The organism is Arthrobacter silvisoli, from assembly GCF_003369445.1.
Taxonomy (GTDB): Bacteria; Actinomycetota; Actinomycetes; order Actinomycetales; family Micrococcaceae; genus Arthrobacter; species Arthrobacter silvisoli.
Genome location: NZ_QRCU01000042.1, coordinates 1 through 12,184, shown reverse-complemented (window position 1 = coordinate 12,184; position 12,184 = coordinate 1). Strand labels below are relative to the sequence as shown.

Below are 12,184 nucleotides of genomic sequence, written 5' to 3'. Positions count from 1 at the left end.
GGAGCTTAGAGCCGGTAGTCCACTACCAGCGGGGCATGGTCGGAGAAGCGGGTGTCATAGGACGCAGCCCGGTCCACGACCGCCACAACAGCGGCGTCGGCGAGCCCCGGGGTGGCCATGTGATAGTCGATGCGCCAGCCTGTGTCGGTATCGAAGGCCTTGCCGCGCTGGGACCACCACGTGTAGGGGCCGTCAATGGCTCCCGCCAGGCCCCTGTGGACATCCCTCCAACCGATTTCCTCGCCGAAGAAGCGGTCGAAGTAGGCACGTTCCTCGAGGAGGAAGCCCGCCCGCTTCGTGTTGCCCTTCCAGTTCTTGATATCAAACTCGGTGTGGCCCACGTTGAGGTCGCCCACCACGAGGGCGTGATCGCTGTGCTTGGCCAGTTCCGGCAGGCGCTTGATCATGACGTCCAGGAAACGGTACTTGTCCACCTGCTTGGGGGTGTCCACTTCGCCGGAGTGCACGTAGGCGCTGACAACGGTGAGGGCGCTGTCCTCTCCGGTGGAGGTCTTCACCGCGTAATCGGCCTCGACCCAGCGGCCCGCGGTGGCGAAGTAGTCGTCGCCGATGCCCACGCGAGTGGCCACGGGTTCCTGCCGGGAGGCGATGGCCACGCCGGCGCGGCCCTTCGCCTCGGCTTCGGCGTGCAGGATGTGCCAGCCCTCGCCGATCAGCTCGCGGACAATGGCATCAGGCGCCCTGACTTCCTGCATGCACAGGATGTCCACCTCGCGGGGTTCCAGCCATTCAGCCATGCCCTTGCGGTAGGCGGCGCGGAGGCCGTTGACGTTGACCGTTGCGATGCGAAGGAAATCCTTCTTCAATGCCAAGCTCACCCGCCTACTCTAATCGATGATGGTGCCGGTCACGGGCTCCCCGGAATCGCCGGGCGTCTTGATCATGTCCCGGGCGTTGGAGGACGTGATGGCGATGGTCTCCAAGGCCCGGTTGATGGTGTCCTGGTTGGCTGCCTCGCCCTTGGCCCGCTCGTCCTCGATCACACGCACCTGGACCTGGACGATCTTGAAGGAGTGGTCCAGCTTGAGGTCACGGATGTCGTCGGCTTCGCTGCGTTCGGACACCACCCGGGTGCCTCCGTGGTCAGCGCTCGACGACGACGGCGCCCGGCCGGTGGCGGCATTGAAGGCGTTCTGCGCCTCGGTGAACTTCTGGCTGGCCCTGCGGGCGGCCTTCTGGATGCTGAACACCACGAAGGCGGCAAGGAGCAGCCAGCCGAGTGAGATGACGGCGACAATCCAGCCCACCACGTCGTTCTGGTTGGCAGCGAAGATCACGGCCACCAGGAACGCGATGAGCACCACTGTCATGCCAAGCCCGCCGATGCGGAAGCCCTTGAACAGGCCCTGCGCCGGGGACTGGGATGGGACGGAAGACGGAGAGTCGCCAAGAGATTGCATTCCCCTATTGTCGCAAACTCCGCGGGCCATCCTGCCCGCTTCCACCTCCGGCGAACACGGCGGTCCATCGGCCGCGGGCGGCCTCAGCCTCCCCGGTAGGCACCTACTTCAGGAACAGCTTGCGCAGCCGCCCCGTGGTGAGGGCGACACCGACGACGATCATCACCAGGTAGTAGCCGATGTGGAGCCCGGTAGCGGGGCTGAAGGCGCCCACGCTGATCTGCCGCAGCAGTTCCACGCCGTGCCAGAGAGGCATGGCCTGGATGAGCCACTGGATGCTTTCCGGGTAGACGCTCAAGGGGTAGAACGTGGCACTGAACAGGAACATCGGCAGCATGAAGAAGTTGATCCAGTCCATCTGCTGGAAGGTCTTCATGAAGCTGGTGATGCCCATGCCCAGGCTCGCGAAGCCGAACGCGATCAGCAGCGACGCCGGGATCATCAGCACGGCCCAGAACGTGGTGAGCAGTCCCATCACGCCCATCACTGCGGTGAATCCCGTCGCGTAGAGGAGCCCGCGCAGCAGCGCCAGGAAGATCTCGCCCATGGCCACGTCCAGCGGGCCCAGCGAGGTGTAGAGCATGCCCTGGTACAGCTTGGCGAAGTTCATCTTGAAGAAGACATTCCAGGTGGAGTCGTAAACGGCGCCGTTCATCGCGGAAACCGCCAGCAATGCCGGCGCGATGTAGGCCGCATAGCTGATCATCTGCCCGCCGGGGCCTTCCACGTCGCCCACGATCGTGCCGAGCCCCACACCCATGGCGATGAGGTACAGCACCGGCTCGAAGAACCCGGAGACCAGGATCAGCCAGGTGCTGCTCTTGGCGGCCATGAGCCCGCGCGCAACGACGGCCTGGACGTTGCGTGAATAGAGGGCACCGAACTTGCGCTGCCGGGCAGCTTCGGTGACGCTGTGCGGGCCACCAGGGGTATTGCCTTGCCCTGCTGCAACCTCGCTCATTGGCCCATCCTTTTCACGAACTGCCGGCGGGTCAGGACCCAGCCGGCTGCGGCCGCGGCCACCAGGTAGAGCACGTGGACCACGGTGAGCACCGGGCTCTCCTCCATGCCGTAGGTGAACATGCGGCCCAGCTCCGTGCCGTGCCACACCGGGGAGATCCAGCCGATCCAGCGCACGGCAAGGGGCAGGGAATCCAAGGGGAAGAACGTTCCGGAGAACAAGAACAGCGGGACCACGATGAAGCGCTGCACGAGGGCGAACTGGCCGCTGTCCTTGGTGATGCTGGAGGCGTAGGCCATGAGCGGCAGCCCGAAAGAGAGACCGGCCAGCGTTGCCACCAGGGCGCATATCCAGCCCCAGGCCCCGGGCGATCCATTGAAGAGCGCCACAATGATGAAGTAGGCCACGGACTGCACCAGGAACTTGAGGGTCACGGCGATCACGTGGCCCGCGGCGATCTGCTGCGGCACCAGCGGCGAGGCGTGCGGGCCGTAGAAAACGCGGCGCCATTTGAAGCCGTCCATGATCGGGTACGAGAACTCGCCCGACGCCGTCATGACCGCTGCCGAGACGATGAGCGCGGGTGCGATGAACTGCAGGTAGCTCACGCCGCCGAACGCCGCCGCCCCGTTGGCGTCCACGAGGGTGGCCAGGCCGACGCCCATGGCGAAGAGGTAGGCCGCCGGCTGGGCGATGCTGTACATGATGAAGGACCAGGAGTAGCCGCGCATCACGCGCAGCACCTGCTCCGCGTAGAAGAAGGAGCCCCAACGCCGGGCCCGGGCGGCCGAGACGGCAGGCGCGTGGGCGCGCAGGCCGGGGTCCGCCGTCGGAAGCTGCTTGTCCGTTCCGTTAGTCAACGAGGCTCCGTCCGGTCAGCCGGAGGAAGACGTCCTCCAAGGAGGAGCGGCGCACCAGGGAGGTCAGCGGGTGCAGGCCGCGGGCGGAGACCTGCTCGAGGGCCGTTTCGCCGTCCTCGGCGTAGATCAGTACCCGGTCCGGCAGGGTTTCCAGGCGTTCGCCGACGCCCTGGAGTTCGGCGCCGATGGTGGCGTTGCGCTCGGAACCAAAGCGCAGCTCGAGGACCTCGCGCGTGGAGTGTTCCCGGATCAGGGAGGCGGGCGAGCCCTCGGCCATGATCCGGCCCTTGTCCACCACGATCAGCCGGTCGCACAGCTGCTCGGCCTCGTCCATGTAGTGGGTGGTGAGGATCAGGGTGACGCCTTGTTCCTTGAGCCGGAAGAGCCGGTCCCAGAGGATGTGCCGGGCCTGCGGGTCGAGTCCCGTGGTGGGCTCGTCCAGGAGCAGGATCTTGGGCTCGTTGATCAGCGAGCGCGCGATGGTGAGCCGCCGCTTCATGCCGCCGGAGAGCGCGTCCACGCGGGACTTGGCTTTGTCCGTCAGCTGCGCGAACTCCAACAGTTCGTCCGCTTTGGGTCGCAGGTAACTCAGCGGCAGGCCGAAGTAGCGGCCGTAGACGATCAGGTTCTCGCGGACTTTGAGTTCTTCATCCAGGTTGTCCTGCTGCGGCACCACGCCCAGGTGCGCCCGGACTTCCGGGCCGTTGACGTCCGGGTCCAGGCCCATGATGCTCAGCTTCCCGGAAGTACGCTGCGAAACGCCGCCGATCATCTTCATGGTGGTGGACTTGCCCGCGCCGTTCGGGCCGAGGAGACCGAACGACTCCCCCGCCGGCACCTCGAAGGAAATGCCGTCGACGGCGGCGACGTCGCCGTAGTTCTTGCGCAGTTGCTCGGCGCTGATCACTGCATCAGGGTTCATCTGGGCGCTTGCTGGAGTGGTTGCGGAACGGGTGGCTTCATTGTGCACCCTCAGCACCCTAGTTGAGCCGGGAAAAACGTGAAAGAGCTATTGCACAACTTTCTGGAACAATCCCCACCGCCTCCCTGGCCTGGCTTCGCTGCGGCCAGGGAACCCGGGCGGCGTGGGCCCAACACCGCTACCCCGCTACTTCGGATTCGCGCGCAGGACTTCCAGGCGCTGGCGGTATTCGGTCTCGTCGATTTCACCCCGTGCGTACCGTTCGCGCAGCACGCCTTCGGCTCCCTGGGCGGCGGCCCAGTGGTGGTTGTGCCGCCAGCTGCGGCGGGCGAAGAAGATGAAGAAGCCGATCACCAGGATCCAGAAGAGCGGAATCAGCAGGAAAAATGGCCAGAAGCCGCCTCCGTCCCATGGCCCGTGGGCTGCGACGAGGGCGTTCAGTGATGTCAACATGTCAGGGTCCAAACTCTTGGCGGTCGGGCCCGGGTCCTCCGGGCCGTCCAAGCCTGTTCCGGCTCTGTATCCAGTCTGTTTTCCGGGTCGCCCGGAAACGTCTGCCCCAGGGAGGCAATCCGGATCCGGCGCCTACTCCACCGGGAGGCCCCGGAATACTTCAACTGCTCCAGCCGGGCCGGACCAGGCCCGATTCGTAGGCCAGCACCACCAACTGGGCGCGGTCACGCACCATGAGCTTGCTCATGATCCGCGAGACGTGGGTCTTCGCGGTGAGCGGGGTGATGAAGAGCCGCTCGGCGATCTCGGCGTTGTTCAGCCCTTCGCCCACCAAGGCCAGGACTTCCCGCTCCCGCCCGGTGATCTGTTCCAGCGCCACCGGTTCCGCGGCCGCCCGGCTGTGCACGGCCAGCTGGGCCATGATGCGACGGGTCACCGAAGGCGAAAGGAGGGCGTCGCCGTCGTGCACCACGCGCACGGCCCGGATCAGTTCGGCCGGTTCAGTGTCCTTGAGCAGGAAGCCGGCGGCGCCGGCACGGACGGCTTCGGCGATGTATTCGTCAAGCTCGAAGGTGGTGAGGATGATGATCCGGGTCCCGGCCAGGCGCGGCTCCGCCATGATCCGGCGGGTGGCATCCAGGCCGTCGCCGTCGGGCATCCGGATGTCCATCAGGACCACGTCCGGCGCCTCCCGCACGGCCAGCCGGAGGGCGTCCCTCCCGGTCCCGGCCTCGCCCACCACCTGCATGTCCGGCTCGGCGTCAAGCAGGGCCCGGAACCCGGCACGAATGAGGGTCTGGTCGTCGGCCAGCAGGATGCGGATCATGGTCCGGCCGCCTCTCGCAGGGGAATCCTTGCCTCGACCCGCAGGCCTCTGTTCGGCGGGGGACCGTCCAGCGGCAGCAGGGCGAGGCTGCCACCCAGTGCTTCCACCCGCTCCCGCATCCCGGTGAGCCCGTTGCCGGGTTCCGCTCCGCCCTGCTTTGACCAATCCAGGCCCGTGCCGTCGTCGTCGACCGTCACCTCCAGCGTGTTCCCGGCAACCGCAAGGCGTACGACGGCGGACACCGCACCGGAGTGCCGGCGGACGTTGCTCAGCGCTTCCTGGACCACCCGGAAGGCCGCTTCCTGCTGCTGTTCGCGCACCGTTGCCGGGTCCACCGCGTTGGCCAGCTCCACCCGCAGCCCGGCCAGCCGTGCGTGCTCCACCAGTTCCGGGATGCGGGCCAGCCCCGGTCGCGTACCGGGATGCAGCGGGGCATCGTCGCGCAGCACGCCGAGCAACTGCCGGACTTCCGCGAGGGATTCCTTGCTGGCGGCTTTGATGGCCTCCAGTGCCGGGCGGAGCCGTTCGGGTTCGTTTGTGCCCAGGTGCAGCGCCACGGAGGCCTGGACGTTGATCATGGACAGTGAATGGGCCACGACGTCGTGGATGTCCCGGGCCAGGGTGAGCCGGTATTCGTCCCGCTCGGCCTGCTCTGCTGCCGCACGCCGGCGCCGGTACTCGGCGATCTGCTCCCTGCGCCGCCGGAACCCCTCACCGAGCAGGACCAGGATGGCGGCCCAGGCCGCGGCGGCGGCGGAGCGCAGCGGCCAGGCCTCGTCGCCGCCGAGGACAGACCAGAGCAGCACGGTGAGGGCGGCGGCGCCGGCGCCCAGCCAGGCCAGCCAGCTCAGGCCCGCGGCGGCGCTCAGCAGCAGCGACACCGCGAAGGACACCACCACAGGGCCCCATGGGTAACCGGCCAGGAGGTAGGCAAGGGCTGCGGCGAAGGTCAGGGGCAGCATCAGCACCGGCATCCGGCGCCGCAGCAGCAGCGCGGCGGGGCCGGCAAGGAGCAGCACGAAGGCAGGCGCATCCAAGGGCCGGGCGTTCTCCTGGTGGCTGGCGGCGAAGACCGTCCCTATCACTTGGATCAGGGCCACGGAGATGGCGATGAAGGACGTGGGCGGCCCCTTGCGCCTGCCGGGTCCCGGACCCTGGTGGAAACCGTGCCCGCCGCTGAAACCGCGCTGCATGCTCCGAGCCTAGCCCCCGCGGCCTGCGGCGTCGTCCGGTTCAGGGAGCAAACGGCCTACTCCCCCGGGAGTAGGCGGTGTCCCTGTTGTCCGGCCCCGGCCGGGCGTACCGTGGTCAACGTTGGGGGACTTCCGCTGAACAACAGTGCTTGTCTTCAAGGAGGACCAGAAATGCCAGCAATCCGCACACTCAAACCACTCGCCGTGCTGGGCGTCGTCGCCGCCCTGGCAGCCGGAGGTGCCGGTGTCGCCACCGCGAATCCCGGAGGGGTTCCTGCCATCCCGCTGAACACCGAGCAGGAGACGACGGGCTCAAACACCGGGGCCAGCGGCTTCTTCAGCTACACGATAAGCGGCGGGGAACTCTGCTACACGCTCACGGCACGCAACTTGTCGCTCCCGGCGCTCGCCGCCCACATCCACCTCGCTCCGCGCGGCGTCGCCGGGCCTGTGGTGGTGCCCCTCACCGTGGGCAGCGGAACCACCTGGACCCAGGAGGCCTGCACCACCGCCGACCCCGCCCTCCTCGCGGCCATCGTGGCCAGCCCCCGCAGCTACTACGTCAACGTGCACACCCCGAACTTCCCGGGTGGTGAGATCCGCGGGCAGCTGAAGTAAGGCGGACGCAAGTTCCCTTAAACGGCGACGGCGGCAGCCGGGTGGCTGCCGCCGTCGTCGTGGCGGATGGACGCACACCGGTGCGTCCGGTTGCTTGGGTGATCAGGCCTTGGCCGCTGCCCGCTCCGCTGCTTCGACCACATTGGTCATGAGGAGCGCGACGGTCATCGGACCCACGCCGCCCGGGTTCGGCGAAATGTATCCCGCGACCTCGGCCACGGCCGGGTCGACGTCGCCGAATACCTTGGGCTTTCCGCCCTCGGGATCGTCCTCGCGCGTCACGCCGACGTCGAGCACCGCGGCGCCCGGCTTGACGTCTTCGGCCTTGACGATGTGCTTGACGCCCGCCGCGGCCACGATGACGTCTGCCTCGCGCAGGTGCTTGGACATGTCCGGGGTGCCTGTGTGGACAACCGTCACGGTCGCGTTGACCTCACGGCGCGTGAGCAGGAGCGGCATCGGCCGCCCGATGGTCACGCCACGGCCGACGACGACGACGTGCTTGCCCTTGAGCTCGTAGCCGTTGCGCAGGAGCAGCTCGATCACGCCGCGGGGCGTGCACGGAAGCGGCGTGTCGATCTGCCCGTTGACGTTGAGCACCAGCTTGCCGAGGTTGGTCGGGTGAAGCCCGTCAGCATCCTTGGCGGGGTCGATGCGCTCGAGGATCGCGTCCGTGTCCAGGTGCTTCGGCAGCGGCAGCTGCACGATGTAGCCGTGGCAGGACGGGTCCGCGTTGAGTTCGTCGATGAGGGCCTCGACCTGTTCCTGGGTCGCGTCCGCCGGCAGTTCCTTCTGGATCGAGTTCATCCCGATCGCCTTGGACTGCTTGTGCTTCATGCCGACGTACAGCTGCGAGGCCGGATCGGCGCCAACCAGCACCGTGGCGATGCCCGGAGTAACGCCCCGGGCCTTGAGCGCGGCGACGCGTTCAGTCAGTTCGGCCTTGATGGAGGCGGAAGCTGCCTTGCCGTCGAGGATCTTGGCGGTCTGTGCCATCGATGCGTTCACCACTGTTCGTGCTCGGGGTAAAGGGGGAAATCGGCGGCGAGCTTGTCGACGCGGGCCTGCAGGGCCTCAACGTTGGTGGCGGAGCCGGCCTTGAGGGCGGTGGCGATGATGTCCGCAACCTCGGTAAACTCTGCGGCGCCGAAGCCGCGGGTGGCCAGGGCCGGAGTGCCGATGCGCAGGCCGGAGGTGACCATCGGCGGGCGGGGATCGAACGGCACGGCGTTGCGGTTGACCGTGATGCCCACCGAGTGCAGGAGGTCTTCGGCCTGCTGGCCGTCCAGCTGCGAGTTGCGCAGGTCCACCAGGACCAGGTGCACGTCCGTGCCGCCCGTGAGGACCGAGACGCCGGCGTCGGCGACGTCCGGCTGGGTGAGGCGTTCGGCGATGATCTTGGCGCCTTCCAGGACGCGCTGCTGGCGCTCCTTGAACTCCTCGCCAGCGGCGATCTTGAAGGCCACTGCCTTGGCGGCGATCACGTGCATCAGCGGGCCGCCCTGCTGGCCCGGGAACACGTTGGAGTTGAGCTTCTTGCCGTACTGCTCCTTGGCCAGGATCACACCGGAGCGCGGGCCGGCGAGGGTCTTGTGCACGGTGGAGGTGACGACGTCGGAGTGCGGCACCGGGCTCGGGTGCAGGCCTGCTGCGACGAGGCCGGCGAAGTGGGCCATGTCCGTCCAGAGCAGTGCGCCGACCTCGTCAGCGATGGAGCGGAAGGCGGCGAAATCCAGGTGGCGCGGGTACGCGGACCAGCCGGCGATAATGACCTGCGGCTTTTCGGCGATGGCCTGCTCGCGGAGCTTGTCCATGTCCACGCGGAAGGTGTCTTCTTCCACCTGGTAGGCGGCGACCTGGTAGAGCTTGCCGGAGAAGTTCAGCTTCATGCCGTGGGTCAGGTGTCCGCCGTGGGCCAGCGAGAGGCCCAGGATCTTGTCGCCCGGGTTGATCAGGGCGGAGAGGGCTGCGGCGTTGGCCTGGGCGCCGGAGTGCGGCTGGACGTTGGCGAACTCGGCGCCGAAGAGGGCCTTGACGCGGTCGATGGCCAGCTGCTCGGCAACGTCGACGTATTCGCAGCCGCCGTAGTAGCGCTTGCCCGGGTAGCCCTCGGCGTACTTGTTGGTGAGGACGGAACCCTGTGCTTCCATGACGGCACGGGGAGCGAAGTTTTCGGAGGCGATCATTTCCAGGGTGCCGCGCTGGCGGCCGAGTTCCTGTTCCAGGACGGCTGCGATCTCGGGATCGAGTTCGGCAAGCGGCTGGTTACTGATAGTCGCAGAGGTGATGTTGGTCGACACAAAGATCTCCTGGCTAGGGAACTGGTACTTCTCACAGGTCAGGCTACCGTCTGGCATATCCGGAGTCACTCATAATTACGGACTACGTAAGCAATGAGGCGCGGCAGGGCCAAAGGTAAGACATGACCCTCGGCCCAGGCGTACGATCCGTGGTCTTCATCCGTGCCGCTCCCTGGTGGTTCACCACCCAACGCCAGTCGCGACGGTCTTAACAGTACAGCAGCCGCGCAACGGTAGGCTTGTCAGGTGATTGACTCCACCCTTCCCGCGTCTTTTGTTGTGACCCTGTCCTGCCCGGACCGGCCCGGAATCGTGCACGCCGTTGCCGGCGCCCTGCTTGGGGCCGGCTGCAACATCACCGATTCCCAGCAGTACGGCAGCCCCACCACCGGGAACTTCTTCATGCGTGTGGAAGCCACCACGTCATCCACGCAGGAAGAACTGGCAGCGGCGCTGGAACCGGTGGCCGCCGAGTTCGGCATGAAGTGGGACATCAACCCCGTGGGCCGGAAGCTGCGCACCCTCATCCTGGGATCGAAGGACGCCCACTGCCTTAACGACCTCCTCTTCCAGCAGCGCAGCGGCACCCTGCCCATTGAGGTACCGGCCATTGTCTCGAACCACCGGGACCTCGAAGGCCTCGCCGAGTTCTACGGCATCCCCTTCCACCACATTCCCGTCACCCCGGATACCAAGCAGCAGGCCGAGGCGCAGCTGCTTAAGCTGATCAGGGAGCACGACATCGAACTGACCGTGCTGGCCCGCTACATGCAAGTGCTCTCCAATGAGCTGTGCACCGAGCTCAACGGCAAGGCCATCAACATCCACCACTCGTTCCTGCCGTCCTTCAAGGGCGCCAAGCCGTACCACCAGGCGCATGCCCGCGGCGTGAAGCTGATCGGCGCCACCGCCCACTACGTCACGGCGGACCTGGACGAGGGCCCGATCATCGAGCAGGAAGTCATCCGGGTGGACCACGCCCGCACCGCCGCCCAGTTCGTGCAGATGGGCCGGGACGTGGAGGGCCGCACCCTGGCGCAGGCCGTGCAGTGGCACGCCGAACACCGTGTGCTGCTGGACGGCAACCGGACGGTCGTCTTCAACTAGCTGCGCTGCCCCACGTAACTCGGAGTTGAGGTCGTTTGGGGGCTCAAAACGCCTTTAACTGCGAGGCAGCAGGGGGAGGTCTACCCTTGAGCCATGGACGGGGAACCATTGCGCGGCGGCCATGAACCCGGCAACAGCCATGAACCCGGCGGCTACGAAACGGACCTGGCGACGTACTACAACCGCGAGGCTGCTGCCCGGGATGCGCGGCCCCTGACTCCGCGGCGGGTGGCCTGCCGCGAATGGTTCATCACCTTCCTCAAGTCCGAACATCGGCACGGCCTGCTGGAACTCGGCTGCGGTTCCGGCGTCGACGGGCTCGGCTTTGTCCAGGCGGGTCTGCACTACTGCGGCGTGGACCTCTCGGAGGAAAGCGTCCGGCTCGCCCGCGCCAAGGGCCTGGACGCCTCGGTGGCCAGCGGCCGCGCGCTGCCGTTCGCGGACGCCGCCTTCCCCGCCGCGTGGTCGATGAGCACCCTGCTGCACGTACCCAACAGCGCCATCGACGACGTCGTCCGCGAACTCGTGCGGGTCACCGGACCGGGTGCGCCGATCGCCGTCGGGCTCTGGTCAGGCGAGGACGAAGAGGTCCTGAACCCGGAAGACGACATCGAACCGCGGCGCTTCTTCAGCCGCCGCAGCGATGCTGCGGTGCGGGAGATCTTCGGCCGGCATGGCACGGTGGAGCATTTCGAGACGTGGCCGGAAGGCGTCGGCCCCGAATCCGGGCCAGGCGCCGGGCAGTGGGTACAGCACTATCAGTTCCTGGTGCTGCGGACGCCAGCGCTGCCCGACTAGCTCGCAGCAGTTGGCGTTTTGGGCGCCCGTAACGGCAACAATGCGACCCGGTTGGGTGGGCCCGCTCGGCTAGGCTTGCCTGCATGGCTCCCATTTACACCTTCGCCGGGGACACCCCGGAGATCCATGAAACGGCTTTCGTGGCCCCAAGCGCCTCGATCATCGGCAAGGCAAGCCTCGGCGAGAACGCGAGCGCCTTCTACGGCGTCTCCGTGCGCGCCGACACCGCCGCGATCAGCGTGGGCGCAGGCTCGAACCTGCAGGACAACGTGGTACTGCACGCCGACCCCGGCTTCCCCTGCACGGTCGGCGAACGGGTCAGCGTGGGCCACTCCGCCGTCGTGCACGGATGCACCGTGGAGGATGACTGCCTGATCGGCATGAGCGCCACCATCCTCAACGGCGCGGTGATCGGCAGCGGCTCCCTTGTGGCCGCGGGCGCCGTGGTGCTCGAAGGCAGCGTCATCCCGCCGCGTTCCCTCGTTGCCGGCGTCCCGGCGAAAGTCCGCCGGGAGCTCAGCGACGAGGAATTCGACGGCGTCAAGCACAACGCAGCCCACTACGTGGAGCTCGCGGCGGCGCACCGGGAGATGCACGCCTAAGCGCGAAACAAGTGGTCGGGTCCGCCCGGAGGCGGCCCTTCGCCGACCCTTCTATAGCTGTCAAGCCCCGCGGGTGCTCGGGTTTGTCGCGTTGAGTGTTCGGTAGATCGATCGGGCGAGATA

At 67.2% G+C, this 12,184-nt stretch carries 14 protein-coding genes and 1 riboswitch; of the genes, 4 read left to right on the top strand and 10 right to left on the bottom strand.

Features of this window, described 5'->3' with window-relative positions; translation table 11 throughout:
- Window positions 1–5 precede the first annotated feature (5 nt).
- From DWV11_RS12665 to DWV11_RS12630, 8 genes are all read right to left on the bottom strand, one after another.
- Entirely contained in the window at window positions 6–839 is an 834-nt protein-coding gene (locus tag DWV11_RS12665) for an exodeoxyribonuclease III (protein ID WP_115789288.1), read from the bottom strand.
- 9 nt (window positions 840–848) lie between these two features.
- Window positions 849–1,421 (bottom strand): hypothetical protein, encoded by a 573-nt coding sequence (locus DWV11_RS12660; RefSeq protein WP_115789287.1) that lies wholly within the window; start codon window positions 1,419–1,421, stop codon window positions 849–851.
- 103 nt (window positions 1,422–1,524) lie between these two features.
- Window positions 1,525–2,382 (bottom strand): ABC transporter permease, encoded by an 858-nt coding sequence (locus DWV11_RS12655; protein ID WP_115789286.1) that lies wholly within the window; start codon window positions 2,380–2,382, stop codon window positions 1,525–1,527.
- A complete protein-coding gene (locus DWV11_RS12650) occupies window positions 2,379–3,242 on the bottom strand; it encodes an ABC transporter permease (RefSeq protein ID WP_245953612.1) in 864 nt (287 codons plus the stop codon). The genes DWV11_RS12655 and DWV11_RS12650 overlap by 4 nt, the downstream gene beginning before the upstream one ends.
- The gene (locus tag DWV11_RS12645; RefSeq protein ID WP_115789285.1) at window positions 3,235–4,164 is read right to left on the bottom strand and encodes an ABC transporter ATP-binding protein; all 930 of its coding nucleotides are present in this window, start codon (window positions 4,162–4,164) and stop codon (window positions 3,235–3,237) included. Before DWV11_RS12645 ends, DWV11_RS12650 begins: the two co-directional genes overlap by 8 nt.
- A gap of 186 nt (window positions 4,165–4,350) precedes the next feature.
- Window positions 4,351–4,617 carry an SHOCT domain-containing protein gene (locus tag DWV11_RS12640; RefSeq protein WP_115789317.1) on the bottom strand — a complete coding sequence of 89 codons (267 nt, stop codon included), beginning with the start codon at window positions 4,615–4,617 and terminating at the stop codon, window positions 4,351–4,353.
- Window positions 4,618–4,777: 160 nt separating this feature from the next.
- Window positions 4,778–5,443 carry a response regulator gene (locus DWV11_RS12635; protein ID WP_115789284.1) on the bottom strand — a complete coding sequence of 222 codons (666 nt, stop codon included), beginning with the start codon at window positions 5,441–5,443 and terminating at the stop codon, window positions 4,778–4,780.
- A complete protein-coding gene (locus DWV11_RS12630) occupies window positions 5,440–6,636 on the bottom strand; it encodes a sensor histidine kinase (protein WP_115789283.1) in 1,197 nt (398 codons plus the stop codon). Before DWV11_RS12630 ends, DWV11_RS12635 begins: the two co-directional genes overlap by 4 nt.
- Before the next feature lie 171 nt (window positions 6,637–6,807).
- On the opposite strand from DWV11_RS12630, the gene DWV11_RS12625 reads away from it, so the two are divergent.
- Window positions 6,808–7,254, top strand: a complete 447-nt coding sequence (locus DWV11_RS12625; RefSeq protein WP_115789282.1) for a CHRD domain-containing protein — start codon at window positions 6,808–6,810, stop codon at window positions 7,252–7,254.
- A 102-nt stretch (window positions 7,255–7,356) separates the two neighbouring features.
- On the opposite strand, the gene DWV11_RS12620 is transcribed toward DWV11_RS12625, so the two are convergent.
- The gene (locus tag DWV11_RS12620) at window positions 7,357–8,250 is read right to left on the bottom strand and encodes a bifunctional methylenetetrahydrofolate dehydrogenase/methenyltetrahydrofolate cyclohydrolase (RefSeq protein ID WP_115789281.1); all 894 of its coding nucleotides are present in this window, start codon (window positions 8,248–8,250) and stop codon (window positions 7,357–7,359) included.
- 8 nt (window positions 8,251–8,258) lie between these two features.
- The gene (gene glyA, locus DWV11_RS12615; RefSeq protein ID WP_115789280.1) at window positions 8,259–9,554 is read right to left on the bottom strand and encodes a serine hydroxymethyltransferase; all 1,296 of its coding nucleotides are present in this window, start codon (window positions 9,552–9,554) and stop codon (window positions 8,259–8,261) included.
- Between the two features lie 125 nt (window positions 9,555–9,679).
- A riboswitch (ZMP/ZTP riboswitch) is annotated at window positions 9,680–9,765 on the bottom strand.
- Between the two features lie 35 nt (window positions 9,766–9,800).
- Between glyA and purU the strand changes: the two genes are divergently transcribed.
- The 3 genes from purU to DWV11_RS12600 all read left to right on the top strand — a co-directional run bounded on the left by purU (window position 9,801) and on the right by DWV11_RS12600 (window position 12,061).
- A complete protein-coding gene (gene purU, locus DWV11_RS12610; protein ID WP_115789279.1) occupies window positions 9,801–10,661 on the top strand; it encodes a formyltetrahydrofolate deformylase in 861 nt (286 codons plus the stop codon).
- Between the two features lie 93 nt (window positions 10,662–10,754).
- Complete coding sequence (locus DWV11_RS12605; RefSeq protein ID WP_115789278.1) at window positions 10,755–11,459, top strand: class I SAM-dependent methyltransferase; 705 nt, start codon at window positions 10,755–10,757, stop codon at window positions 11,457–11,459.
- A gap of 83 nt (window positions 11,460–11,542) precedes the next feature.
- Window positions 11,543–12,061, top strand: coding sequence for a gamma carbonic anhydrase family protein (locus DWV11_RS12600; RefSeq protein WP_115789277.1), 519 nt, complete (start codon window positions 11,543–11,545; stop codon window positions 12,059–12,061).
- The last annotated feature ends 123 nt before the right edge of the window (window positions 12,062–12,184 follow it).

Bases quoted from the DNA above. Each gene is read 5' to 3' on its own strand.
- DWV11_RS12655 (WP_115789286.1), bottom strand. From the start codon at position 2,382: ATGAGCGAGGTTGCAGCAGGGCAAGGCAATACCCCTGGTGGCCCGCAC.
- DWV11_RS12635 (WP_115789284.1), bottom strand. From the start codon at position 5,443: ATGATCCGCATCCTGCTGGCCGACGACCAGACCCTCATTCGTGCCGGG.
- DWV11_RS12625 (WP_115789282.1), top strand. From the start codon at position 6,808: ATGCCAGCAATCCGCACACTCAAACCACTCGCCGTGCTGGGCGTCGTC.
- DWV11_RS12630 (WP_115789283.1), bottom strand. From the start codon at position 6,636: ATGCAGCGCGGTTTCAGCGGCGGGCACGGTTTCCACCAGGGTCCGGGA.
- DWV11_RS12660 (WP_115789287.1), bottom strand. From the start codon at position 1,421: ATGCAATCTCTTGGCGACTCTCCGTCTTCCGTCCCATCCCAGTCCCCG.
- DWV11_RS12645 (WP_115789285.1), bottom strand. From the start codon at position 4,164: ATGAACCCTGATGCAGTGATCAGCGCCGAGCAACTGCGCAAGAACTAC.
- DWV11_RS12640 (WP_115789317.1), bottom strand. From the start codon at position 4,617: ATGTTGACATCACTGAACGCCCTCGTCGCAGCCCACGGGCCATGGGAC.
- DWV11_RS12600 (WP_115789277.1), top strand. From the start codon at position 11,543: ATGGCTCCCATTTACACCTTCGCCGGGGACACCCCGGAGATCCATGAA.
- DWV11_RS12620 (WP_115789281.1), bottom strand. From the start codon at position 8,250: ATGGCACAGACCGCCAAGATCCTCGACGGCAAGGCAGCTTCCGCCTCC.
- DWV11_RS12605 (WP_115789278.1), top strand. From the start codon at position 10,755: ATGGACGGGGAACCATTGCGCGGCGGCCATGAACCCGGCAACAGCCAT.